We start from the raw sequence: 25,397 nt of genomic DNA, 5'->3' as shown, positions 1-25,397 counted from the left end.
GCCAGCGTTCAATCTGAGCCATGATCAAACTCTTCAATTTAAAGTTTGATGCTGCTTCCGAAGAAGCGGTGCTCAAAGAATTTACTGTTAGTTCGTATGAATTAACTGTTGTCACTCTTCAAGACTTTTCACAAATATTTTAGTGAAGTGTCCTGCGAGTGCCCACACAGATTGTCTGATTGATTGTTAAAGAGCATGACCATTTACCGTGGTCGCGGGTCGCATATATTATGCTTTCCCGAAAAGAAGTCAAGCGATATGCGCCTGATTTCTTACTGAAACTGCGCTGGCGTTTCGCCGTTGCCGTGTCAGTGGAGGCGCATTATAGGGAGTTCTCCGTCGCTGACAAGCACTAATTTCAAAAATAATTTTGACCGCTCAATATTTACTCGTCAGCAGGCAAAAGCGTTAATCGTTCAAGCGCACTGAAACCATAACGACGCAGGACTGGCGACAGCGCCGCGACCTTGGGTGTAATCGATAAACAGTAAGCCAGATTACGCTCTGTCGACAATTTCGGATTATCCAGATGCTCAATCAGCCATGCAGTTCTGCGCGCAATAGCGGTGCCTGAATCAACAAGCCGTGTGCCGTCAGGCAATACCTGCTGCAACTCTTCCGACAGGAGAGGGAAATGAGTACATCCCAGAACGACCGTATCCGGAGGCTCCGGCAATTTCAGCCAAGGCTTAAGGATTTTCCGCAATACGTCCTCAGGTACCGTTTCCCCCTGAAGTTTGGCTTCCCCCCACTCCACCAGCTCTGCAGACCCCAACAGCAAAATCTGACAGTCATTGGCAAAGCGGGAAATCAGCTCATGCGTATAAGGGCGCTGGACCGTAGCGCGTGTCGCCAACAACCCAACGACGCCATTCCGGGTTAATTTGGCAGCCGGTTTTACCGCAGGCACCACACCAACGACGGGGAAATTAAAACGCGCACGCAATGCCGGGAGTGAAATCGTACTGGCGGTATTACAGGCAATGATGACCAATGACAGCGGGTGCTGTTTTTCTACCGCGTCAACGATAGACACCACACGTTCAATGATGAATTGCTCAGGCTTCTCCCCGTAGGGAAAAGCCTCATTATCAAAGGTGTAGATATAATGTAAGTCCGGCAACAGTTTGCGAACTTCATCATAAACAGACAAACCACCCACCCCGGAATCAAATACAAGGACCGTGGGGCGGGCGGGTAAATCAGAAACTATAGCTTCCGGTGAGATAGTATTCTCGCCCTGCAGTTCGGTAGCCATATACCGTCTCGTAATTCTTATCGAACAGGTTGGCGATTCTAGCACGAACTGTCAGATGAGAGGTGACGGGATATGATGCGGTGATATCCCACAAACTCACCCCAGCCAGTTTCACTCTCTCTGACGTATTAAAATTCTGGTCATAACGCTCACCTAAATAATGATAAGTGACCGTCCAGTCCAGGTCTTTGAACTGCCAGTCCAGATCATATTTGAATTGTTGCCGCGCACGTCTGGTCAGGACCTCATTAGTATCGACATTACGTGGGTCCAGATAATCATATGAAAGTTTGTGTGATACGAACCCTGTATCAAACGATGCGGTTGCTTCCACACCTTGTAAACGGGCACGTCCCACGTTCATATTTGCAAAGGTCGGCGCACTACCACTCTGGATCAGGTTCTCCACATCATTACGATATGTCGAAACATGCCAGTTCACCGGACCAGTCAGGCCTTCAATACCGCCTTCCCATTGCTTGCTTTCCTCTGGTTTGAGGTTGGAATTTCCAGCAAATGACCCATACAATTGGCCAACCGTAGGTGCCTTATAACCCGTCCCATAAGAAGCCAGCAGGCGATACCCTTCAACAAACTCCCACGCGGCACTGCTCTGCCAGGTAGTATGCTGACCAAACTGGGAGCTATCATCACTACGCAACGCACCTTCAAGTGTTACTGGCCCAAATGACTGCAACACCGTGGTATACACGCCGGTATTCCGCAATTCATACCCCTCGGTGACAAAATTGGTTCCAGGCTCGGTAGTCTGTTTCTGCCAGTCAACCCCTGCACCGATATTTCCTCTGCCAACCTGAACACTGTTACTCCACTGAACGTTGTACTGTTGGATATCATCCAGCGTCGCGGAAATATCAGAGCGGCCAAAACGCGGATCGTAATTATAGTCTTTGCTGTGGCTGTAGCTGGTAATCAGTTGAGATGACCAAATGTCTTGATGATAACGTAATCCGCCATCCCAAGATTGGCTATAGATCTGCCTTGTATCGGGAAATGCCTCTGCACGATTAAAGCTGGCGGTACCATCATAAGCGGTCCGATTATCAAAACCGTACCCGCGTATAAATCCGCTCACAGCCTCACTGAACTGATGCTCGACATTGCCGTATAACGTTTTGCTCATGAAGCCGTCACGGTCGGGCTGAGCAGGATCACCAAAGGGATCAGGCAAGTTGGCAACCACATTAAACCCTTTGGTATAAGTGTAATTACCGGCAAACGTTGCCAGCGTATTCGCCCCCAGTTGTTGCTGGGTGGCTGCGTCGTAGGACTGATAACCATTGGAGCCGATACCTGCGGAAAGCGTGGTACCTTTCTTCTCTCGTGTCGTGATGATGTTAACCACACCGCCAATTGCATCCGAGCCATAAACGGCAGAACGCGGCCCGCGGATATATTCCACTTTTTGAACCAGAGAGATCGGGATTTGACTGATATCGGAAGAACCGCTGACTCCGGCCTGATTAAGTCGAACACCGTCAATCAGCACCAGTACATGGCTCGAAGAAGAACCGCGAATAAATAGAGAGTTCAATTGCCCCAAACCACCGCTCTGGTAGAAATCCACCCCCGGCAACCGCCGCATCACATCAGTCAAACTCTTCGATTGCCAGCGATCAATATCATCACGTGTCACCACGGTCGTGGGCGCCAGTACGGATGAGATCGGCTGAGGGAAACGGTTGGCGGTCACCACCATCGCGTCATTGCTGTTTTGCTGTGTGTTGTCGCTACCCTGCGCCCATCCTGAAAAAGCCGTGGCTACCATCGCCGCCAGCATTGTGGTTTTTTTAGTAAACATTATAAGCATCCAAACTGAATTGGCAGGATGCCGCACCCTCATGATCGATAGCACGCGATGACCATGAAACATTGCGACGTATTCCGGCAGGTCTTCGGACTCGGGGCTCTGCCATGATGGCTGGCTCGGCGGCGATGACTTCCCATCCGTCAGGACAGTGTCCGCATTATGCTATCGTCGCCCATTCCCCTTACCGCTGCGCGTCAGTTCCAGATTCGCACTGGATTCCCTTTTCACTTGCGAGGCAAGACCGGACGCTCATGCTACGATCGAGGCGGGTGGATGTCTAGACTTCCATTTTGGATAGGAGAATCCATGCTGCAAGGCTGGACATCCCTTCAGGATGCCCTACAATCGCGCCCTGACAACATCGCCACCTTATCCAGCCGCTTTTTAGATGAGACCACCATGACGCCAGAGATTCTGCCCATCGATCAGTACGACGCCCAGCTTGAAGAAAAAACCGGGCGCCTCGGTGCCATGATGGCGCCATTCGATGCGCCGGCGCCAACCGTGTTCCGCTCGCCGGTCAGTCACTACCGGATGCGGGCGGAATTTCGAATCTGGCATGACGGCGATGACCTGTACCACATTATTTTTGATCAGCAGACCAAACAACGGATCCGGGTCGATCGTTTCCCGGCCGCCAGCGAGCTGATCAACCGCCTGATGCCAGCACTGATCAGTGCCCTGCGGGCCGAACCTGTACTGCGGCGCAAGCTGTTTCAGATTGATTATCTCTCCACGCTCAGCGGTGAGATTGTGGTTTCGCTGCTGTACCACAAAGCGCTGGACGACGAATGGCAGCAATGTGCTCGTCTCCTGCGCGACCAACTGCGCGCTCAGGGTTTTGCCCTACAGTTGATCGGTCGCGCCACCAAAACCAAAATTTGTCTGGATCGGGACTACGTGGATGAGTGCCTGCCGGTTGCCGGCCGTCAGATGATTTATCGTCAGGTGGAAAACAGCTTCACTCAGCCCAATGCGATGATGAATATCCAAATGCTGGAATGGGCGCTGTCAGCGACACAAGGTTCGACAGGCGATTTGCTGGAACTGTATTGCGGCAACGGCAACTTTTCGCTGGCGCTGGCGCGCAATTTCGAGCGGGTGCTGGCGACCGAAATCGCCAAGCCGTCGGTTGCGGCGGCGCAGTACAATATTGCCGCCAATCAGATTGATAACGTACAGATTATTCGCATGGCGGCAGAGGAATTTACTCAGGCCATGAACGGGGTACGCCAGTTCAACCGTCTGCAAGGCATCGATCTGGCGGGCTATCGCTGTGAAACCATCTTTGTCGACCCGCCTCGCAGCGGCCTGGACGACGACACAGTAAAACTGGTGCAGGCGTATCCGCGTATCCTGTACATCTCCTGCAACCCGGAAACACTGTGCGCCAACCTGGAAACCTTAAGTCAAACGCACCGAATCAGTCAGTTGGCGCTGTTTGACCAGTTCCCTTATACCCACCACATGGAATGCGGCGTGTTACTGGAAAAACGCCAGTAACATCACCACGGATTAAGGCGTATTGATTTCACCACTGCCGGGCTTGCGAGCCCGCAGCTTCACCACCAGCCATAGCGCCAGCACCACGCACAGGATTGACGGCACGAAATTGGAGCCGATTTGCGGGTACTCGGCGCGTACAATCGCGCTGTAAAGTAGCAGACCGAACAGGAAACAGCCTGCCGCCAGCAGCGGCGTGCCCTTTGGCATGGCATGGTGCATGTAACGCTGATGCAGGCAGTACACCGACAGAACCAGCGCAATCAGCGGAAAAATGGAAAACGGCACGATAGAACTGAACACGGCGACAAAGGAACCATTCGCGGACAAACCGGCCACCAGCGTCAGCACCAACGTGCTTTTCTCTGAATTTATCTGCTCTGTCATGACTTTTCCTCTGATTATCCCTCAGGGTAAACAAACCCCTTACCCTGTTCTTTGCGATACCAGTAATAGGCGCCTTTGGCAATCATACGCAACTGCAACACCAGCCGCTCTTCCAGCTGGCGCCGCTGCTCGATATCCACGTCCAGCGCTTCCGCGCCGGCGCTGAATACGATTATCACCATCGCTTCCGCCTGCGCCTCCGCGAAGCTGCGCGGGATATGATTTTCGACTTCAAGATAGTCCGCCAGTTCAGCGATAAAATGCTGAATTTCACGCGCTACGGCGGCGCGGAATGCCGCTGAAGTGCCGGAACGCTCGCGCAACAGCAGCCGAAAAGCGTTGGGGTTATTGCCGATGAACTCCATGAACGTCGATACCGACGTTCGGATCACGCTACCGCCGCTTTTGACGATACGCTGGCGCGCCTGACGCATCAGCTGACGCAGCATCAACCCGCTTTCATCCACCATCGTCAACCCCAGTTCGTCCACATCGCGGAAATGGCGATAAAACGAGGTAGGGGCAATACCGGCTTCACGAGCCACTTCACGCAAACTCAGGCTGGCAAAACTGCGTTCAGCGCTTAACTGGCTGAAAGCGGCCTCAACCAGGGAACGACGAGTTCGTTCTTTTTGTTGTGCTCTGACACCCATTATCCTGCCCGCAGTCATCGGCTCTCCTTAAGTCAAGGGAAGCACTATAACAAACTTTACTCTCTACATACTGTGCCAAAGTTTGTCATAGTAAAAATGTGATCATCGGTTCCCATACAGATGTCAGGGATGATTGGGTTATCAGCAGGACGATGTTACAATCGCGTTAGTAATTTGTATAAAAACAGGTGGTTCCTACCATGTCCATACAACAGCAATACGATTACGATGCCATCGTGATTGGTTCGGGTCCGGGCGGTGAAGGGGCGGCCATGGGGCTTGCCAAACAAGGGGCGAAAATTGCCGTGATAGAGCGGCATTATAATGTTGGCGGTGGCTGTACCCACTGGGGAACCATCCCATCCAAAGCCCTCCGACACGCCGTCAGCCGTATTATCGAATTCAATCAAAACCCACTCTACAGCGACAACGCCCGCGTCATCAGCTCCTCATTTTCCGATATCCTGCGTCACGCCGACAGCGTGATCGGCCAGCAAACCCGCATGCGCCAGGGCTTCTACGAACGTAATCACTGTGAACTGTTTTCCGGCGAGGCGCGTTTTATCGATGCGCATACCATCGCGGTCTATTACCCGGACGACACTCACGATACGCTGACCGCCGCGAATATCATTATCGCCACCGGTTCGCGGCCTTATCATCCGGCCGGGGTGGATTTCCATCACCCCCGCATCTACGACAGCGATTCTATTCTCGATCTGGATTATGAACCCAAGCACGTGATCATTTACGGCGCCGGGGTGATCGGCTGCGAATACGCGTCGATCTTTCGCGGATTGAACGTGAAGGTTGATCTGATCAATACCCGCGATCGTCTGCTGGCGTTTCTCGATCAGGAAATGTCCGACGCCCTGTCGTATCACTTCTGGAACAGCGGCGTGGTGATTCGTCATAACGAGGAATTCGAACACATCGAAGGTCTGGATGACGGCGTCATCATCCATCTGAAATCCGGCAAAAAGATGAAGGCGGATTGCCTGCTCTACGCCAACGGACGCACCGGCAACACCGAAACGCTGGGGCTGGAAAATGTCGGGCTGGAAACGGACAGCCGCGGCCAGTTGAAGGTTAACAGCATGTACCAGACCGCTCAGGCGCATATCTACGCCGTGGGCGATGTGATCGGTTACCCCAGCCTGGCGTCGGCCGCCTATGATCAGGGCCGCATCGCGGCGCAGGCCATTACTAAAGGCGACGCCACCGCGCACCTGATCGAGGATATTCCCACCGGCATTTACACTATCCCGGAGATCAGCTCCGTCGGCAAAACCGAGCAGGAACTCACCGCCATGAAAGTGCCGTATGAAGTGGGTCGCGCTCAGTTCAAACACCTGGCGCGGGCGCAGATTGTCGGGATGAACGTCGGTAGCCTGAAAATTCTGTTCCACCGCGAAACCAAGCAGATTTTGGGTATTCACTGCTTTGGCGAACGGGCGGCCGAAATCATTCACATCGGCCAGGCCATCATGGAACAGAAAGGCGAAGGCAATACCATTGAATACTTTGTGAACACCACATTCAACTACCCGACCATGGCCGAAGCCTACCGGGTAGCGGCGCTGAACGGTTTAAACCGGTTGTTTTGATAACCGGTTTTTTTGATGGCAATCGTTTTGATCAAACAAATCGTTTTGATCAAACAAATTGTTTTACTAAATCAATTGTTTTACTAAATCAATGACCTGATTAAGCCGACTGTTTCGACAACTGTTCCATGTGGAGTTGCATGTGCTCGCGCACCGAATCGGCCAGTTGCTCATAACGGCCGCGCAACGGCGAGCCAGGACGATACACCAGTGCGATGGTGCGTTTAGGCTCCGGTTTGTAACAAGGCAAATAGCACACGCCGTCACGCACTCGCTCCGGCGGCACCGCCAGCGACGGCAGCAGGGTAATACCGCTGCCCGCCGCTACCATGTTGCGCAGGGTTTCCAGGCTGGTGGCGCGAAAATGGGTATCCTCGTCCGCGCCCGCCTGGAAACAAAATCCCATCGCCTGATCGCGCAGGCAGTGCCCGTCTTCCAGCATCAACAGTTTTTCGCCCGATAAATCGGACATCGCCACCCGCTCGCGGTTCGCCCAGGGGTGATCCTGATAAATCGCCAGCTTCATCGGCTCATCAAACAACGGCACTTCGATAAAGGCTTCCGACTCTTTCACCATCGCCAGAATGGCGCAATCCAGCTTGCCGCTGTCGAGCTGGGCCAGCAACTGATGAGTCTGAGCTTCATGCAGGTACATTTCCAGCTTCGGGAAAGTGCGATGCAACATCGGGATAATCTGGGGCAACAGATAAGGGCCGACCGTCGGGATCAGGCCGATATGCAGCGGGCCGGACATGGTTTCGCCCTGCTGGCTGGCCATCTCCTTCAACACCTTCACTTCACGCAATACGGTTCTGGCCTGCTCGACCAGCAACAACCCCGCCTGAGTGAACAGGACTTTGCGGCTGGTTCTCTCCAGCAGCATCACCCCCAGTTCGTCTTCCAGTTTTCGGATCTGACCACTCAGCGTGGGCTGGCTGACGTGGCAGGAATCCGCTGCGCGTCGGAAATGACGATGCTCCGCCAATGCCACCAGATACTCTAAATCCCGAATATTCATGCCCTGATTCCCCTAAACATGATTCCCTTAAAAATGATAGTCCCTAGCGATAGATAGGATAGCAACGAACGATTAGTCCTATCAACATTTGATAATGAATAATGTCCCTAACAAATCGAGTCCTGACCACTGACGGATTCAACCAAACAGAACTTTTCGACCACCAGGGACTTAAAAATGTTTGTAAGCCAAGAAGGCAAAAAAATTCCGTCAGTAACTTTCCATACCCGTCAGGGGGATCAATGGGTTGACGTGACGACAGCGGAGCTCTTCAACAACAAGACCGTCGTCGTCTTTTCCCTGCCAGGGGCTTTTACACCAACCTGCTCTTCCAGTCATTTGCCACGCTATAACGAGTTGGCTGCGGTATTCAAGCAATTTGGCGTGGATGCGGTTTTATGCGTATCCGTGAATGATACTTTTGTGATGAATGCCTGGAAAGCCGACCAAGACGCAGAAAATATTACGTTTATTCCCGATGGCAACGGTGAATACACCCGCGCTATGAACATGCTGGTCGAAAAGGCGGAACTGGGCTTCGGCCCCCGCTCCTGGCGCTACTCCATGCTGGTTCGTCACGGCGTGGTGGCGAAAATGTTTGTTGAACCCAACAAGCCGGGCGACCCGTTTGAAGTTTCCGACGCCGACACCATGCTGAAGTACCTTGCTCCCCACTATAAGGTTCAGGAGTCTGTTTCACTGTTTACCAAACCCGGCTGCCCGTTTTGCGCCAAAGCCAAACAGTTGCTGCAGGATCGCGGTATTCAGTACGAAGAAATCATGCTGGGTAAGGATGCCACCACGGTGAGCCTGCGGGCCATGACCGGGCGTAGCACCGTTCCCCAGGTATTCATGGGCGGCCGTCATATCGGCGGCAGCGAAGAACTCGAAACAGTCCTGACCACATAAATTTTTATAAAGCCAACGAAACTTTGGCGGGCTTAGGCCCGCCCTTTTTTTATCTTCGAATACCGCTTTTTTCTCTCCGGATATCGTTGCTCACACCGTCCATACCCAAGCCTTAAGCACAAATGCCCGCCCGGATATCTCCGGGCGGGCATTTGACACAATCGTCGTTGGCGAGGAAATCAGGCGGCCGTCACCGGGCGCACACCCAACGTATGGCAAATGGCGTAACTCAGCTCTGAGCGGTTTAGGGTATAGAAATGGAAATCCTTCACGCCTTCACGGCTGAGAATCTTCACCATATCCATGGCGATCGACGCGCCGACCATCTTGCGGGTTTCCGGGTCGTTATCCAGCCCTTCGAACATGGCGGTCATCCAGTTCGGTACCCGCACATTGGTCATGGTGGCGAAACGCTGCAACTGCTTGAAGTTCGACACCGGCAGAATACCGGGTACGATTTCCACATCGATACCGGTAGTGACACAGCGGTCGCGAAAGCGCAGATAGCTTTCCACGTCAAAAAAGAACTGCGTGATGGCACGACTGGCGCCGGCATCAATCTTGCGTTTGAGGTTAATCAGGTCCGCCTGCGCGCTTTTCGCTTCCGGATGCACTTCAGGATAGGCCGCGACCGAAATATCAAAGTCTCCGACTTCCTTGAGCAACGTGACCAGATCAGAGGCGTACATCTCCGGTTTACCGCTGCCCGGCGGTAAGTCGCCGCGCAGGGCGACGATGTGACGGATGCCGCTCTGCCAGTAGTCCTGGGCAATGGCTTTCAGTTCGTCGCGGGAAGCATCAATACAGGTCAGGTGCGGCGCGGCTTCCAGGCCGGTACGTTCCTTGATGCCTTTGATGATGCTGTGGGTGCGGTCACGCTCGCCGGAATTGGCGCCGTAGGTCACCGACACGAATTTAGGCTTCAGGCTGCTGAGGCGGTCAATGGAGTTCCACAGCGTTTCTTCCATCTCGCTGGTGCGCGGCGGGAAAAACTCAAAGGAAACGTTAATCCGGCCCTGTAATTCAGCCAGGTTCTGATTCAGCGCTTCCTGATGGTTCGCGTGGAAAAAGCTCATATCCTTACCTCAATTCGCCATTATCATCGTTATTTTCTACAAACGTCTATACGTTTAGACGTCCATATAGAAAATGACCGAATCAGCCTAAAGAGTCAACGCTTTTCAGCGTGATAAATGCTGATGTTTGCTCATGCAAGATGAAGAAAATTCATGGTAGCCGACGGCCAGGCCACCATGCTCCATCACAAATAAACACACATGAAATGTAAGGAATACACCCTCAGTATTGGCAAAAAACGCGGCTCTCGCCACTGAGTGAATCGACGGCGTAAAAAAGCCCGCGGCTGCGCGGGCTTCAGAACAAGATGACTAACGCTCTCTGATTTCAGTTGGCTGCGATTACAGCAGTTGCGCCAGCCGATTGAGATCCGATTGAATCGCCCCGGCCGTCACGTCGCGGCCGGCTCCCGGGCCGCGAATCACCAGCGGGTTGTCGCGATACCAGCGACTTTCGATGGCGAACACGTTATCGCACGGCAACAACGCCGCCAGCGGATGATCCGCCCGCACGGCTTCCACGCCTACGCGCGCCTTGCCGTTGACATCGAAGCGGGCGACATAGCGCAGCACCAGCCCCATCTCGTTGGCGGCTTCCAGTCGCTGCAGCATTTGCTGATTCAGCGGCTCGCCGTCTTCAAAGAATTGATCCACCGAACCGTTCTCGCATCCGGCAGGCACCAACGACTCCACCCGCACCTGATTGGGTTCAATCTCGTAACCCGCTTCGCGTGCCAGAATAACCAGCTTGCGCATCACGTCCTGACCGGAAAGATCGACGCGCGGATCCGGCTCGGTCAATCCCTGCTGCCAGGCTTGATCCACCAGTTCGGTAAAAGGCACCGTTCCGTCAAACTGCAGGAACAGCCATGACAGCGTGCCGGAGAAGATACCACTGATAGCCAGAATGCTGTCGCCGCTTTCACGCAGGTCCCGCACCGCATAGTTCACCGGCAACCCGGCGCCAACGGTGGCATTGTACAGCCAGTGACGCCCGGTTTTAGCGAACGCGTCGCGGATCTGGCGATAGTTGTCGCCGCCGGATGCACCCGCCAGTTTGTTGGCGCTGATCACATGGAAACCATGGCTGGCGAAATCCAGATAGAGATCGGCGACCGACTGGCTGGCGGTGACATCCAACACCACCAGATCATCGTACGGATGAGCGCGCATCCACAGGAATAGCTCATCGTCGTCACGCTCCTGCGCTTCGTCGCCAAAGAAAGCCAGCACACGGCTGGCATCCAGCCCCTCGTAATCCAGCAGGCTGCGGGAACTGTCCACCACGCCCGCCAGCGTGAACTCAAAGCCGGTGCGCGCCGAAATCAGGCTCTGCTCGCGGGCGAACAGCTCCAGCCAGCGTGAGCCAATATTGCCTTTGCCGAATAGCACCAGACCGATGCGTTTTTCCGCCCGGAACAGCGAATGATGCAGGCCACGCACCAGATGCTCTGTCGGCCCCACACGCAGCACCGCTACCAGGCTGATGTCGTCTTCCGCCTGCCAGACGAACTCGATCGGCTGGTCACGCAGTTGCTGGTAGAAACGGTGACTGTGCAGCGGGTTGCGGCAAACGCCCGCCCCCACCAGCGCCACCAGCGCAAGCCCCTCGCGCAGATGAAGCGATACCGGCAACGCCGCCTGCTCCAGCACCTGCCAGGCGCTGTGCACCACTTCCGAGGTGTAGCACAGTTGCAGCAGGTTGCGATCCTGATGCACACCCAGCGCCAGCGGCCGGATCTGGGATTTTTGCAGCAACTGCTCGACGTCTTTGTGAGTGCGGGCAAAATCGTGCTCCGCCGGTACGCCAATCTCAATCAGGCAAACGTCATCGTGACTGGTGACAATCTTGGCGCCGGTGCCGGAGGCCAGCACGCGTTCAATGCGGGTCGACCCTTGTTCAGGCTGATAACTGCATCGCAATTGCAGGTCGATATCGCTGCCGGAAACCGGCTGCAGGGTGCGGGCGTGCAATACCGGCGCCGCCAGACGGGCCAGTTCGCTGGCCTCATCCAGCCGCAGCAGCGGCAGCAGGCAGGCATCTTTGACCTTGCGCGGGTCAGCGCTGTACACGCCGGCCACGTCGCTCCAGATAGTGACGCGCTCAACGCCAGCCAGCGCACCAATCTGCGTGGCGGAATAGTCGCTACCGTTACGGCCCAGCAGGACGGTTTCACCTGCATCATTGCTGCTGATAAAACCGGTAATCACCAGACGTTGCCCGGCATGCTGGGTCAACAGCTGTTGCAACAGCGGCCAGGAGCGGCCTTCATCGACCTGCGGCTGCGCCGCACGCTCGGCGCGCAGGAAGGTACGGGCATCCAGCCAGGCGGCAGGCAGGTTTTTCTGATTCAGCACCGCCGCCATCAGGCGGGCGGACCAGATTTCGCCGTGCCCGACCACTTCGGCATAGGCCGCATCGGTGAGCTTGCCATCCAGTAACGCGGCGAGGCGCTCCAGATCGCGAATGAATTCATTGATAAGCGGAGCTGCCGTTTCAGCCGGCAGCAAACCGGAGATCAGCTCGCTTTGATAACGGCGCAGCGACTGTTGTACCTGATGGGCGGAAATCCGGTCGGACTGGCTGAGATTCAACCAGCTGATCAACTGGTTGGTGGTGCTACCCGCCGCCGATACCACCATCAAATCGCCCGCCTGGCTGTAATCCGCCATAATGCCGGCGACGCGCTGATAACATTTCACATCAGCCAGGCTGCTGCCGCCGAATTTGTGCAGTTGCCGCCCCTTCACGGCCGCTGCGATCCCTAACGCACTCATTGTTACCTCTTGGCTGCTGCCTGAAATGCTCTGTCCAGATCGGCAACCAGATCGTCGCCGTCTTCAATCCCGACAGAAATGCGCAATAACGTCTCCGAGATACCGGCGGCGGCGCGCGCTTGCGGCGCCATGCCGGCGTGGGTCATGGTAGCCGCGTGAGAAATCAGGCTCTCGACGCCACCCAGCGATTCCGCCAGCGTGAACAATTCCAGTGTGGACAGAAAACGACGCAGCATGTCTTCATCGCCATCCAGTTCAAAACTCAGCATCGCACCAAAGCCGGACTGCTGCCGACGGGCAATCTCATGACCGGCATTCCCGGGCAAAGAAGGATGATACAACGCCTTCACCAGTGGCTGATGCCGCAAATACTCCACAATTTGTAGCGCATTCTTCTGCGCTAGCGTCATACGCGGCGACAGCGTGCGCACACCACGCAGCAGCAGGTAGCTGTCAAAGGCCGCGCCGGTCACGCCAATATTGTTGGCCCACCAGGCCAGTTCCGTCACCACCTCGGGGTCGCGGGCGATAACCGCGCCGGCGACCACGTCCGAATGGCCATTGAGGTATTTGGTGCAAGAGTGCACCACCAGATCCGCCCCCAGCTTCAGCGGATTTTGCAGCGCCGGACTCAGGAAGGTGTTATCCACCACGCTCACCGCGCCCGCTTCGCGCGCCGCCTGACAGATGGCCGCGATATCCACTACGCGCAGCAGCGGATTGCTGGGGCTTTCCACCAGCACCAGCTTCGGTTTTTCCGCCAGCGCCGCCTTCAGGTCGGCCGCATTGCCCTGATCGACGAATTTCACCCGGTAGGCGCCGCGTTTGCTCAGGCTGTCGAACAAACGATAACTGCCGCCGTAGCAATCGTGCGGGGCCACCAGCAGATCGCCAGGCCGCAAAAACACCGTACAAACCAGCAGAATCGCCGACATACCGCTGCTGGTCATGACCGCACCCGCGCCTCCCTCCAGTTCCGCCAGCGCGCGTTGAACGACATCACGGGTCGGGTTGCCGCGCCGGGAATAGTCATGCGCTCTGGGTTCATTAAAACCGGTGAAGTTATAGGTGCTGGAGAGATGAATCGGGGGAACAACGCAACCGAACTGCTCGTCATTGTTTAACCCACTGCGGACTGCGATAGTAGCCTGTTTACGCGTCATCGGTGCTTTTCCTGACTGGGAGACTGAGGTAAAGAGGTTAAAGAGTAAACCCGGACGGTATAGACGTCAATACATCTGGACTTCTAAACTTCTTTGCGTATAGATTGAGCATCCCTATAATAATCGTTAGAATTATGGCGTTTTGTGCCAGTGACTGTTTTCATCACGATCAATATTTAAGGTATCCCATGGCTGAGTGGAATGGCGAATACGTAAGCCCATACGCTGAACACGGCAAGAAAAGCGAGCAGGTTAAGAAGATAACCGTATCTATCCCGTTGAAGGTATTGAAGATACTGACCGACGAGCGCACCCGTCGTCAGGTCAACAACCTGCGTCACGCAACCAATAGCGAGTTACTGTGTGAAGCGTTTTTGCACGCTTTTACCGGCCAACCCTTACCGAATGATGACGACCTGCGTAAAGAGCGCGGCGACGAAATTCCCGATGCCGCCAAGGCAATTATGCGTGAGATGGGGATCGACCCGGATACGTGGGAATACTGAATCACCCGTTTGGAGCGGATGGGGAAAAATATCAGAAACAACAAAGGCACCCGCAGGTGCCTTTGTTTTGGCTGGAAAACCGCTTAACCGGTTTTCCGCCCCGGTGCAAAAACCAATTATTTTTTGGTGCCCGGGACGCTGAAGCGTTTGTTGAAACGCTCAACACGACCACCGGTGTCAACGACACGCTGTTTGCCGGTGAAGAACGGGTGGCAAGCACCACACACGTCCAGGTTCAGGTCATGAGCAGCGGTGGAACGGGTTTTGATGACGTTACCGCAAGAGCAAGTAGCGGTAATTTCAACGTAATTCGGGTGAATACCTTCTTTCATGGGAAACCTCTGTTTAAGGCCGTGTCGCTATCCGGCCCTGTTCCGCCAGACACCACACGAAGTTGAGTGAAATGTTCTTTACACCACAAGGTATAAAGGCGGCGAATCATACAGAAATTAACCACCTGATGCAATTGGATCCGCACGAACACGTCGCCTCTGATAAACAAGATGACGCGCAAGATTGCACAACGCATCCGCTCACAGTACCGTGACGGCAGACAAACCCTCATGCATGACGTAAGACCTTCATGACGCATTTGAACGCAGAGACCATGCCCGTTGTTCAGGTTGCCTTACCGGTACCGCTGACGCGCACGTTTGATTACCGGCTGCCGCAAGGCATGACGCCGCCGGTGCCGGGCGTGCGGGTCAGCGTTCCCTTCGGCAACCGTAAAATGATCGGCATCGTCACTGCCCTGAGCGCTGGCAGCGCACTGCCGCTGGAACAGCTTAAACCGCTGCACGACGTGCTCGACGACACCCCGCTGTTTCAGGACAGCCTGTGGCGCATCCTGCTGTGGGCGGCGGAGTATTACCATTATCCGCTTGGCGACGTGCTGTTCCATGCTCTGCCGATTTTGCTCCGGCAGGGAAAACCGGCCCATAGCGCGCCGCTCTGGCAATGGTTCGCGACCGAACAAGGCCGCGCCACACCGGTAAACGCGCTGAAACGGGCACCCAAGCAACAACAGGCGCTGGCAGCGCTGCTACAGGGGCCGCTGTACCGCCATCAGGTAGCGGAAACCGAACTGACGGAAGCCGCGCTACAGGCATTGCGTGAAAAAGGGCTGAGCGAACTGCGCGCGCTACCGCAGCAAGTGCGAGATTGGCGCGACGATTTCAGCCTGACGGGGGAGCGCCTGCGTCTTAATACCGAGCAGGCCACCGCCGTCGGCGCCATACGCAGCGAAGACGACCATTTTGCCGCCTGGCTGCTGGCGGGCATCACCGGTTCCGGCAAAACCGAGGTCTACCTCAGCGTGCTGGAAAATATTCTGGCGCAGGGCAAGCAGGCGCTGGTGCTGGTGCCGGAAATCGGCCTGACGCCGCAAACCATCGCCCGCTTCCGCGATCGATTCAACGCACCGGTGGAAGCGCTGCATTCGGGGTTGAACGACGGCGAGCGGCTGTCGGTATGGCTGCGCGCCCGACAAGGCGAAGCGGCTATCGTCATCGGCACCCGTTCCGCGCTGTTTACTCCCTTTGCCCGGCTGGGGCTGATCGTCATCGACGAAGAACACGACGGTTCCTACAAACAGCAGGAAGGCTGGCGTTATCACGCCCGCGACCTGGCGGTGTTCCGCGCCCGGCAGGAAGACATTCCCATCGTCATGGGGTCGGCCACGCCAGCGCTGGAAACGCTCTACAACGTGCAGATTGGCAAATACCGCCAGTTGCGTCTCAGCAAGCGCGCCGGCAACGCCCGGCTGGCGCAGCAACATTTGCTGGACCTGAAAGGGCTGCCGCTGACCACCGGTTTATCGCAGCCGCTGATCAGCCGCATCCGCCATCATCTGGCCGCGGACAATCAGGTCATCCTGTTTCTCAACCGTCGGGGCTTCGCGCCGGTGGTGCTGTGTCATGAATGCGGCTGGATCGCCGAATGCCAGCGCTGCGACAGCTACTACACCCTGCACCAGCATCAACGGATGATGCGTTGCCACCACTGCGACAGCCAGCGTCCGATACCGCAACAATGCCCGCAGTGCGGCTCCACCCATCTGGTGCCGGTCGGCCTGGGCACCGAACAGTTGGAACAGGCGCTGCCGGCACTGTTTCCCGAGGCCCCAATCACCCGTATCGATCGCGACACCACCAGCCGCAAGGGTGCGCTGGAGCAGCAACTGGCGCAGGTTCGCCAGGGCGGCGCCCGCATCCTGATCGGCACCCAGATGCTCGCCAAAGGCCACCATTTTCCCGACGTCACGCTGGTGGCGTTGCTGGATGTCGACAGCTCGCTGTTTTCCGCCGACTTCCGCGCCACCGAGCGCTTCGCCCAGCTCTACACCCAGGTGTCCGGGCGCGCCGGGCGCGCGGGCAAGGCGGGCGAAGTGGTGCTGCAAACCCATCACCCGGAGCACCCACTGTTGCAGACACTGCTGCATCAGGGCTACGACGCTTTCGCCAGCCAGACGCTTAAAGAACGCCAGAGCGTGTTCCTGCCGCCGTTTACCAGCCATGTGCTGTTCCGGGCCGATGACCACGACAATCAGCAGGCCAGCCTGTTCCTGCAGCAGCTGCGCAATCTGCTGGAGGCCAGCCCGCTGCGCGACGACTCGCTGTGGCTGATGGGGCCGGTGCCGGCGCTGCAGCCCAAGCGCGCCGGGCGTTTTCGCTGGCAATTGCTGTTACAGCATCCATCGCGCGCCACGCTGCAACGGCTGATCCGCAATTCCATGCCGTTGATCGATACCCTACCGCAGACGCGCAAGGTGAAATGGGTGATGGATGTCGACCCAACGGACAATTGAGCCGATTCTGAGCCGCCGGCCGACCTGATGCCAGCAGCGGCGACTTTTTTTGCGAACCGCACCGAGAAACAGATAATTCAGACGGCGCCTGCGTAAATTATTCGATAAATATTGAATGCAATCTGTTAAGAGTGATGGCGGAAGCAGTATGCTGATCAGGCGGTTGGCGCGACACCGGACGCCAGACGCCGGGTGACAACCCGCCACCCGGTGCTATACCTGTGCATAGGGATAACCGATACCGTCCCTGCCCGCACGGTGCAAGCCCGGGCTGAACCCCTGAACCGTACGATACTTCACGACAGCACCGCCAGGTCATGCCCGTGTGTCATAACGGCGCATGGTAAAACCAGACATCCTGTAAACGGTGGCCGACCTTGATAGCGGCCCCCTTGACTACAGCGCCAGTAAACGCTGACGCAAGGAGGAAATGCGTTGGAGCAGAAAAAATTCATCCCGCCCGCAACGATGAAAGACGTTGCCGACCAGGCTGGCGTGTCCACCGCGACGGTGTCCCGCGCCCTGACCAATCCAGAGAAGGTGTCGGCCACCACCCGCCAAAAGGTGGAACAGGCCGCGCTGGCGGTGGGATACTCTGCACAAAATCTTGCCCGCAACCTGAAGCGGCATGAATCAAGAACGATTCTGGCGCTCGTCCCCGATATCTGCGATCCCTTTTTCACCGAAATGCTGCGCGGCATTGAGGAAACGGCGGCGGAGCGCGGCTATCTGGTGCTGATTGGCGATTGCGCTCACCAGCGCAAAACGGAAAAGACCTTTCTGGACCTGATCACCACCCGGCAGATCGACGGCATTCTGCTGCTGGGTTCGCAGTTGCCGTTTGATGCCGGCAAGGACGAACGCCGTCATCTGCCGCCGATGGTGATGGCAAATGAGTTCGCTCCTGAACTGGATATGCCCACCGTGCATATCGATAACCTGACCGCGGCGTTTGAGGCCGTCAGTTATCTCAATCAACTGGGGCACCGGCGCATCGCCTGCATCGCCGGTCCGGAACAGATTCCGATCAGCGAATACCGGCTACAGGGCTATATTCAGGCATTGCGCCGCTGCGGACTGGTGATCGACAACCAGTACATCGTGCGCGGCGATTTCAGTTACGACACCGGTTCCCGCGGCCTGATGCGGTTGATGTCGCATCCCACGCCGCCCACCGCGGTTTTCTGCCACTGCGACGTCATGGCGCTGGGCGCACTGACGCAGGCGCGCAAAATGGGGCTGGACGTGCCGCGTGATCTGTCGCTGGTCGGATTCGATGATATCGCGCAGGCCAGCCACTGTTTTCCGGCACTGACCACTGTTTCCCAGCCGCGCTACGATATCGGCCGCGAGGCCATGCTATTGCTGCTCGCTCAATTGCAGCAACACAAGGTCCAGCGGGGGTCGCGGCTGATATCCAGCCAGTTGATTATTCGCGACAGCACCGCCGCCCCACCCCTGCGTGTTACAGGCTTTAAGAATTCAGGTGCTGGTCAAATATTTTAGGGTTCAGTAACATGGCGACCTGTTACTTATTTTTTTCGCAACGAAACGATTGTGGCACAACGAGACTATGTCAGCCGGGGGCGTTCTGGAACGCGCCGGAAAAAAACATCCAGCCGAAAACGAGGGGGGTCCTCGGGCGCCTCCAAAACCATGATAGCGCTGGCTGTTGCCGTGCTGGTCACGTTTGCCGGCGGACTCTATTTTATCGCCCACAATAAGCCGGACGAGTCGCCGGTCCTGCCGCATCAGGGGACCAAAGGCAACGGGCTGCCGCCCAAACCGGAAGAACGCTGGCGTTATATCAAGGAACTGGAAAACCGGCAGATTGGCGTCGCGTCGCCGACCGAACCTTCGGCGGGTGGAGAAATCCAGTCGACGGGCCAGCTTACCAACGAGCAGCGGCAACTGCTGGAACAGATGCAGTCGGACATGAAACGCCAGCCGACCACGCTGACGGAAGTGCCTTACAACGATCAAAGCCAGATGCCGGCCCGTAGTTTGGCAGCGCCGAGGCCGCAGACGGTTGTGCCGATCGTGCCCAACACCAGTACGGTGACGCCACCGCCGGCGCCGCGTACCACGACCACCGTTCCGGCGGCAAATCAGCATCATACGACGCAGGCAGCAACGCCACCGGCGCAGACGGCGCAGAAACCGGTACAGGCAGAGCCACGCAAAGAAGCAGCCAAAACGGAAACGGCAGCCAAAGAAACCGCCAAAACCGACAGCAAGACGGAGAACGCCAAACCAGAGAAAGAACAGCGTTGGATGGTGCAATGCGGTTCGTTCAAGACGGCGGAGCCTGCCGAATCGGTAAGGGCAGAGCTGGCGTTTGCCGGTGTCGAAAGCCGTATCGCCAGCAGCGGCGGCTGGCATCGGATTATGCTCGGGCCGTACAACAGCCGTACCGTGGCCGACAAAATGGCACAAAAACTCAAAGGCATGGGGCAATCCAACTGCATCCCATTAGCCAGCGGGGGTTGAAAACCCCCCACCCCTCCCCCATGTTTATCGTCAATATGCCCCGCGTCCGCGCGGGGGCCTTTTTCTCAGTAACGGGGATAAACTCGTGACAACAATTGTAAGCGTACGCCGCAACGGTCAGGTCGTGATTGGCGGAGACGGGCAAGCCACCCTGGGCAACACCGTAATGAAAGGCAACGTGCGCAAAGTACGTCGTCTGTACAACGACCGGGTTATCGCCGGATTCGCCGGCGGCACCGCTGATGCGTTTACCCTGTTTGAACTGTTCGAACGCAAACTGGAGCTGCATCAGGGACATCTGGTGAAGGCCGCCGTGGAACTGGCTAAAGACTGGCGCACCGATCGCATGCTGCGTCGACTGGAAGCGTTACTGGCGGTCGCCGACGAAAACGCCTCGCTGATCATCACCGGCAACGGCGATGTGATTCAGCCGGAAAACGATCTGATCGCCATCGGCTCCGGCGGCCCCTACGCGCAGGCTGCCGCACGCGCACTGCTGGAAAATACCGAATTAAGCGCACGGGAAATTGTCGAAAAGTCACTGGGTATTGCGGGTGATATCTGCATCTACACCAACCAGTTCCACACGATTGAAGAATTAGCCTCCAAGGCGTAAGGATCCACTATGTCTGAAATGACCCCGCGCGAAATAGTCAGCGAGCTTGATAGCTATATCATCGGCCAGCACAAAGCGAAGCGCGCCGTGGCGATTGCCTTGCGTAACCGCTGGCGCCGCATGCAGCTGGAAGAGAGCCTGCGCCATGAAGTCACCCCGAAAAACATTCTGATGATCGGCCCGACCGGGGTGGGGAAAACCGAAATCGCCCGTCGTCTCGCCAAGTTAGCCAATGCCCCGTTCATCAAGGTGGAAGCGACCAAATTCACCGAAGTGGGCTACGTCGGCAAGGAAGTCGACTCGATTATCCGCGACCTGACCGATGTCGCCATCAAAATGGTGCGTCAGCAGTCGATGGAGAAAAACCGCTATCGCGCCGAAGAACTGGCCGAAGAGCGCATTCTGGACGTGCTGATTCCGCCGGCCAAGAACAACTGGGGTCAGCCGGAAGAGAACCACGAGCCGTCTGCCGCCCGCCAGGCGTTTCGCAAGAAACTGCGTGAAGGGTCGCTTGACGATAAAGAGATCGAAATCGAGCTGGCCGCCGCCCCCGTCGGTGTTGAGATCATGGCCCCGCCGGGCATGGAAGAGATGACCAATCAGTTGCAGTCAATGTTCCAGAATCTGGCGGGTCAGAAACAGAAAAACCGCAAAATCAAGATTCGCGAAGCTTTCAAGTTGCTGGTGGAAGAAGAAGCCGCCAAGCTGGTCAATCCGGAAGAGCTTAAGCAGCAGGCGATCGAAGCGGTGGAGCAGCACGGCATTGTGTTCATCGATGAAATCGACAAGATCTGCAAACGGGGCGATACCTCCGGCCCGGACGTGTCCCGCGAAGGGGTGCAGCGCGACCTGCTGCCGCTGGTGGAAGGCTGTACCGTGTCCACCAAGCACGGCATGGTGAAAACCGACCATATCCTATTCATCGCCTCCGGCGCGTTCCAGGTCGCCAGCCCGTCGGACCTGATCCCCGAGCTGCAGGGCCGTCTGCCGATTCGCGTGGAGTTGCAGGCGCTGACCACCGAAGATTTCGAGCGTATTCTGACCGAACCCAGCGCGTCGCTGACCCGTCAGTATCAGGCGTTGATGGAAACCGAAGGCGTCAACATCACGTTCCTGCCGGACGGCATCCGCCGCATCGCGGAGGCGGCCTGGCAGGTCAACGAGCGTACGGAGAACATCGGCGCCCGTCGTCTGCACACGGTGCTGGAACGACTGATCGAAGACGTTTCCTACGGCGCCAGCGAAATGCACGGCCAAACCGTGACGATCGATGCAGATTACGTACGCAGTCACCTTGATGAGTTGGTAGCAGATGAAGATCTGAGCCGATTTATCTTATAATCCGTGTTCACGGATCGCACTGATGACTGACCAGTGGGAGGCCGATGCCTCCCACTGTTGTTTTTATCACCGTCACCAGGCTTTATTTTTTCAGAACTGAACGCGCCACAATCTGGCTGATACCATGGCCCATTAACACCATGACCCAATTGACACCATGACCCAATTGACACATAGCAGCAAAACCCAAGCCTGGCTGGACAGCCTGCGTCCCAAGACGCTGCCGCTGGCTTTTGCCTCCATCGTTACCGGCACCGTCATCGCCTGCTGGCACAGCAACTTCAAGCCCGGCGTGGCGCTGCTGACGCTGATTACCGCCGGCCTGTTGCAAATCCTCTCCAATCTGGCTAATGACTATGGCGATGCCGTGAAAGGCAGCGACAAGGAAGACCGCATCGGCCCGCTACGCGGCATCCAGACCGGTGCCATCAGCCTGCCGGAGCTGCGTAAGGCGCTGCTCATTACCGTGACGCTGACGGCAATCTCCGGCAGCGCGTTGGTAGCGCTGGCCTGCGAAAAGCCGGTGGATATCGTGGTGTTTCTGGCGCTCGGCCTGTTGGCGATTCTGGCCGCCATTACCTATACCGTCGGCAATAAACCGTATGGCTATATCGGGCTTGGCGACATCTCGGTGCTGATCTTTTTCGGCTGGCTAAGCGTGGCCGGCTCGTACTACCTGCAAACCGGTCACTTCGACAGCAGCGTGATTCTGCCCGCGACCGCCTGCGGCCTGCTGGCCGTCGCGGTGCTCAACATCAACAACCTGCGCGATATCGACAGCGACCGGGAAAACGGCAAGAACACGCTGGCGGTGCGGCTCGGCGCTCACAAAGCCCGGCGCTACCACATGGTGTTGCTGATGACGGCGCCGGTCTGTCTGGCGCTGTTCGCCATGCTTTATCTGCATACGCTGGCCGGCTGGTTGTTTATTCTGGCGCTGCCGCTATTGGTGAAACAAGGGCGCTACGTGATGCGGGAAACCACCGCGTTCAGTATGCGTCCGATGCTGGAAAAAACCGTGAAGGGCGCGTTGCTCACCAATCTGCTGTTCGCGGTGGGCGTGCTGCTGAGCTAGGCGATCGCCCGCCAGAGCTGAGTAACAGGTTGTCCGGGCTGGCAAAATCACTACCGATTACTGATGCGGGTCAAAGCCGCGGTTGATGATTTTGCCAACAACAAACAGAAAGGGATATACTCAGTCTCACACTTCCAGCGGCAACAGACATTACTCCTATGAAATACGATACTTCCGAACTGTGTGATATCTATCATGAAGAGGTCAATGTGGTTGAGCCTCTTTTCTCCAACTTTGGCGGGCGTAGTTCATTCGGCGGCAAAATCATCACGGTGAAATGCTTTGAGGATAATGGCCTGCTGTTCGACGTGCTGGAAGAAAACGGCAGCGGACGCGTGCTGCTGGTCGACGGCGGCGGCTCCGTTCGCCGGGCGCTGGTTAATGCTGAACTGGCGCGTCTGGCTACGCAGAACGAGTGGGAAGGCATCGTGGTGTACGGTGCGGTGCGTCAGGTCGACGACCTGTCGGAACTGGACATCGGCATTCAGGCGATGGCGGCGACCCCAGCGGGGGCGGCCAGTGAAGGCATCGGCGAAACCGATATCCGGGTGAATTTCGGCGGCGTGACCTTCTTCTCTGGTGACCATCTGTACGCCGACAATACCGGCATCATCCTGTCCGAAGATCCGCTCGATCTGGAATAACGGGCTAAATACCCAAGGGCGTCAACGGACGCCCTGTGCGCCTCCCGTCAGTCTGACTTCGGCGATTACTGAACGTCTTCCATTTTACCCAGCAGCGCACGCAGGCGCTCTTGCCATACCAGCTGTTCCTGCTTTAGCTGCTCGTTCTCGCGCATCAGCGCATCACGGTTGCCCGCCATACTCTCCACTTCCTGCGACAACGTATTGTTCTTCTCTTTCAGCTCTTCGATTTCCATCTGCAACAGCGTGATCGTGTCAATCGCCTGCTGAACTTTCGCTTCCAGCTTCTCAAACACTTCAAATGACATAACTTCTAACCCCTTTTGATCGCACGGCATAAGCCGGTTAACGCAGATGTACCACGAACGGGCGTGTCACGGACGGCATCTCGCAAACAGATGTCTCGCGGCCCTTCACACCCCGGCGCTGGCGCGCCCGACGTAAACGCCAGCCAAATTGTATGTAGCCGGATCAGGCGTGTCCAGCACACCGCCGGTAAAACAGCGACTCTGCCTGCTTTTTCGCTCATGCGCTATCAGCACAGACTGAAAATCACCCGGATCATTATTAAACAGCACTAATGTTAATGCATTTAACACCCCTGTTAACACCGGCCCGGAAGGGCAGAGGGGCATTTTTTCGCTAATTACGCGAATGCGCGCATTTTCTTGACGTGTCACACACATTTTGATTTCGATATTTCTCGTTTTCGAACATTAACGATAAATTCACATCCGAAATACAAAAAAGAGTCTGGCCGTGAATCTTCTCAGGAGTGACGAGACAGACCAAAAACGCGCAGGTTATTCCATCGACCTGCGTCAACCATCCATGCTGTAGCCTATAAGCAGGAACAAGCATTATGAGTCAATCTGAACTTTCTACCCTTAAAGGCCAGTGCATTGCCGAGTTTCTCGGTACTGGCCTGTTGATTTTCTTTGGCGTTGGCTGTGTCGCGGCTCTGAAACTGGCAGGCGCCAGTCTGGGGCTATGGGAAATCAGCATTATTTGGGGGTTGGGTGTCGCGATGGCGATCTACCTGACCGCCGCGATTTCCGGCGCCCACCTCAATCCGGCGGTGACCATTGCCCTGTGGCTGTTTGCCTGCTTCGATGGCCGCAAGGTGCTACCTTACATCGTCTCACAGGTGGCCGGCGCGTTCTGCTCGGCCGCGCTGGTCTACGGCCTCTACCACAACCTGTTCGACAACATCGAGCAGACGCACAACATGGTGCGCGGCAGTGTGGAAAGCCTCGATCTGGCAGGCATCTTCTCCACCTACCCCAACCCGCACATTTCGGTGCTGCAGGCGTTTCTGGTGGAAACGGTCATCACCGCCATTCTGATGTGCCTGATTCTGGCGTTGACCGACGACGGCAACGGCATCCCGCGCGGGCCGCTGGCACCGCTGTTGATCGGTATTTTGATCGCGGTCATTGGCGCCTCCATGGGGCCGTTGACCGGATTTGCCATGAACCCGGCGCGTGATGCCGGTCCGAAGCTGTTTGCCTATTTCGCCGGCTGGGGCAAGATCGCGCTGACCGGCGGACGCGATATCCCTTATATACTGATACCGATTTTCGGCCCGATTGTCGGCGCCTGTCTGGGCGCATTTGGCTATCGCTCCCTGATTGGCCGCAACCTGCCCTGCGATGTCTGCGCCACAGACACAGATACCGACACGGCAGCGTCAGCTCAAACCCGTAAGGTCTAACCCTACTCCGCTAACAGGATTA

At 56.4% G+C, this 25,397-nt stretch carries 23 protein-coding genes and 1 riboswitch; of the genes, 12 read left to right on the top strand and 11 right to left on the bottom strand.

All coding sequences use genetic code 11. The features are described 5' to 3' along the window. Positions 1 to 385: 385 nt before the first annotated feature. Together murI and btuB are read right to left on the bottom strand one after the other, a co-directional pair. Entirely contained in the window at positions 386 to 1,258 is an 873-nt protein-coding gene (murI, locus tag DDA898_RS01635) for a glutamate racemase (RefSeq protein ID WP_038910005.1), read from the bottom strand. Then, the gene (gene btuB / locus DDA898_RS01630) at positions 1,203 to 3,080 is read right to left on the bottom strand and encodes a TonB-dependent vitamin B12 receptor BtuB (RefSeq protein WP_038900025.1); all 1,878 of its coding nucleotides are present in this window, start codon (positions 3,078 to 3,080) and stop codon (positions 1,203 to 1,205) included. The genes murI and btuB overlap by 56 nt, the downstream gene beginning before the upstream one ends. Positions 3,081 to 3,148: 68 nt before the next feature. Then, positions 3,149 to 3,348: riboswitch (cobalamin riboswitch) on the bottom strand. Between the two features lie 140 nt (positions 3,349 to 3,488). Between btuB and trmA the strand changes: the two genes are divergently transcribed. Then, complete coding sequence (gene trmA / locus DDA898_RS01625) at positions 3,489 to 4,592, top strand: tRNA (uridine(54)-C5)-methyltransferase TrmA (RefSeq protein WP_038912384.1); 1,104 nt, start codon at positions 3,489 to 3,491, stop codon at positions 4,590 to 4,592. A gap of 12 nt (positions 4,593 to 4,604) precedes the next feature. Here trmA and DDA898_RS01620 read toward each other — a convergent pair whose 3' ends face one another. Together DDA898_RS01620 and fabR are read right to left on the bottom strand one after the other, a co-directional pair. Next, positions 4,605 to 4,979: a YijD family membrane protein gene (locus tag DDA898_RS01620; RefSeq protein WP_038900024.1), complete on the bottom strand. Its 375-nt coding sequence runs from the start codon at positions 4,977 to 4,979 to the stop codon at positions 4,605 to 4,607. Between the two features lie 14 nt (positions 4,980 to 4,993). After that, positions 4,994 to 5,632 carry an HTH-type transcriptional repressor FabR gene (gene fabR, locus DDA898_RS01615; RefSeq protein WP_013315908.1) on the bottom strand — a complete coding sequence of 213 codons (639 nt, stop codon included), beginning with the start codon at positions 5,630 to 5,632 and terminating at the stop codon, positions 4,994 to 4,996. Between the two features lie 206 nt (positions 5,633 to 5,838). On the opposite strand from fabR, the gene sthA reads away from it, so the two are divergent. Next, positions 5,839 to 7,239, top strand: a complete 1,401-nt coding sequence (sthA, locus tag DDA898_RS01610) for a Si-specific NAD(P)(+) transhydrogenase (RefSeq protein WP_107768485.1) — start codon at positions 5,839 to 5,841, stop codon at positions 7,237 to 7,239. A 100-nt stretch (positions 7,240 to 7,339) separates the two neighbouring features. Here the strand turns inward: sthA and oxyR are convergent, their stop codons facing one another. After that, positions 7,340 to 8,257, bottom strand: a complete 918-nt coding sequence (gene oxyR / locus DDA898_RS01605; protein ID WP_013315906.1) for a DNA-binding transcriptional regulator OxyR — start codon at positions 8,255 to 8,257, stop codon at positions 7,340 to 7,342. Positions 8,258 to 8,434: 177 nt separating this feature from the next. Here oxyR and DDA898_RS01600 point away from each other — a divergent pair, with 177 nt between their 5' ends. After that, a complete protein-coding gene (locus DDA898_RS01600; RefSeq protein ID WP_038910002.1) occupies positions 8,435 to 9,166 on the top strand; it encodes a glutathione peroxidase in 732 nt (243 codons plus the stop codon). A 179-nt stretch (positions 9,167 to 9,345) separates the two neighbouring features. Here the strand turns inward: DDA898_RS01600 and metF are convergent, their stop codons facing one another. From metF to metB, 3 genes are all read right to left on the bottom strand, one after another. Then, entirely contained in the window at positions 9,346 to 10,242 is an 897-nt protein-coding gene (metF, locus tag DDA898_RS01595) for a methylenetetrahydrofolate reductase (RefSeq protein ID WP_013315904.1), read from the bottom strand. 342 nt (positions 10,243 to 10,584) lie between these two features. Then, complete coding sequence (locus DDA898_RS01590; protein WP_038910000.1) at positions 10,585 to 13,020, bottom strand: bifunctional aspartate kinase/homoserine dehydrogenase II; 2,436 nt, start codon at positions 13,018 to 13,020, stop codon at positions 10,585 to 10,587. Positions 13,021 to 13,022: 2 nt separating this feature from the next. Continuing rightward, entirely contained in the window at positions 13,023 to 14,183 is a 1,161-nt protein-coding gene (gene metB, locus DDA898_RS01585) for a cystathionine gamma-synthase (protein ID WP_038909999.1), read from the bottom strand. Between the two features lie 188 nt (positions 14,184 to 14,371). Between metB and metJ the strand changes: the two genes are divergently transcribed. Next, the gene (gene metJ / locus DDA898_RS01580; RefSeq protein ID WP_013315901.1) at positions 14,372 to 14,689 is read left to right on the top strand and encodes a met regulon transcriptional regulator MetJ; all 318 of its coding nucleotides are present in this window, start codon (positions 14,372 to 14,374) and stop codon (positions 14,687 to 14,689) included. Positions 14,690 to 14,805: 116 nt separating this feature from the next. On the opposite strand, the gene rpmE is transcribed toward metJ, so the two are convergent. Continuing rightward, positions 14,806 to 15,021: a 50S ribosomal protein L31 gene (gene rpmE / locus DDA898_RS01575; protein WP_013315900.1), complete on the bottom strand. Its 216-nt coding sequence runs from the start codon at positions 15,019 to 15,021 to the stop codon at positions 14,806 to 14,808. A 275-nt stretch (positions 15,022 to 15,296) separates the two neighbouring features. On the opposite strand from rpmE, the gene priA reads away from it, so the two are divergent. The 7 genes from priA (at position 15,297) to rraA (ending at position 23,661) form a co-directional block, all read left to right on the top strand. Next, a complete protein-coding gene (gene priA, locus DDA898_RS01570) occupies positions 15,297 to 17,495 on the top strand; it encodes a primosomal protein N' (RefSeq protein WP_038912383.1) in 2,199 nt (732 codons plus the stop codon). 435 nt (positions 17,496 to 17,930) lie between these two features. Further along, entirely contained in the window at positions 17,931 to 19,001 is a 1,071-nt protein-coding gene (cytR, locus tag DDA898_RS01565; protein ID WP_013315898.1) for a DNA-binding transcriptional regulator CytR, read from the top strand. 51 nt (positions 19,002 to 19,052) lie between these two features. Then, positions 19,053 to 19,985: a cell division protein FtsN gene (gene ftsN / locus DDA898_RS01560; protein WP_071604488.1), complete on the top strand. Its 933-nt coding sequence runs from the start codon at positions 19,053 to 19,055 to the stop codon at positions 19,983 to 19,985. An 85-nt stretch (positions 19,986 to 20,070) separates the two neighbouring features. Beyond that, complete coding sequence (gene hslV / locus DDA898_RS01555) at positions 20,071 to 20,601, top strand: ATP-dependent protease subunit HslV (RefSeq protein ID WP_012767897.1); 531 nt, start codon at positions 20,071 to 20,073, stop codon at positions 20,599 to 20,601. A 9-nt stretch (positions 20,602 to 20,610) separates the two neighbouring features. Further along, the gene (gene hslU / locus DDA898_RS01550) at positions 20,611 to 21,942 is read left to right on the top strand and encodes an ATP-dependent protease ATPase subunit HslU (protein WP_013315896.1); all 1,332 of its coding nucleotides are present in this window, start codon (positions 20,611 to 20,613) and stop codon (positions 21,940 to 21,942) included. A gap of 157 nt (positions 21,943 to 22,099) precedes the next feature. Beyond that, positions 22,100 to 23,017 (top strand): 1,4-dihydroxy-2-naphthoate polyprenyltransferase, encoded by a 918-nt coding sequence (locus DDA898_RS01545; protein WP_033111519.1) that lies wholly within the window; start codon positions 22,100 to 22,102, stop codon positions 23,015 to 23,017. Positions 23,018 to 23,175: 158 nt separating this feature from the next. Further along, complete coding sequence (gene rraA / locus DDA898_RS01540; protein WP_013315894.1) at positions 23,176 to 23,661, top strand: ribonuclease E activity regulator RraA; 486 nt, start codon at positions 23,176 to 23,178, stop codon at positions 23,659 to 23,661. Positions 23,662 to 23,726: 65 nt separating this feature from the next. Here rraA and zapB read toward each other — a convergent pair whose 3' ends face one another. Together zapB and DDA898_RS23335 are read right to left on the bottom strand one after the other, a co-directional pair. After that, positions 23,727 to 23,969 (bottom strand): cell division protein ZapB, encoded by a 243-nt coding sequence (gene zapB, locus DDA898_RS01535; protein ID WP_013315893.1) that lies wholly within the window; start codon positions 23,967 to 23,969, stop codon positions 23,727 to 23,729. Between the two features lie 105 nt (positions 23,970 to 24,074). Beyond that, complete coding sequence (locus DDA898_RS23335) at positions 24,075 to 24,341, bottom strand: hypothetical protein (protein WP_161624721.1); 267 nt, start codon at positions 24,339 to 24,341, stop codon at positions 24,075 to 24,077. Between the two features lie 182 nt (positions 24,342 to 24,523). On the opposite strand from DDA898_RS23335, the gene DDA898_RS01530 reads away from it, so the two are divergent. Beyond that, a complete protein-coding gene (locus tag DDA898_RS01530) occupies positions 24,524 to 25,375 on the top strand; it encodes an MIP/aquaporin family protein (RefSeq protein ID WP_038909997.1) in 852 nt (283 codons plus the stop codon). Positions 25,376 to 25,397 lie beyond the last annotated feature (22 nt).

The organism is Dickeya dadantii NCPPB 898, from assembly GCF_000406145.1.
Classification (GTDB): Bacteria; Pseudomonadota; Gammaproteobacteria; order Enterobacterales; family Enterobacteriaceae; genus Dickeya; species Dickeya dadantii.
This window is presented reverse-complemented; position numbering and strand designations above follow the sequence as displayed.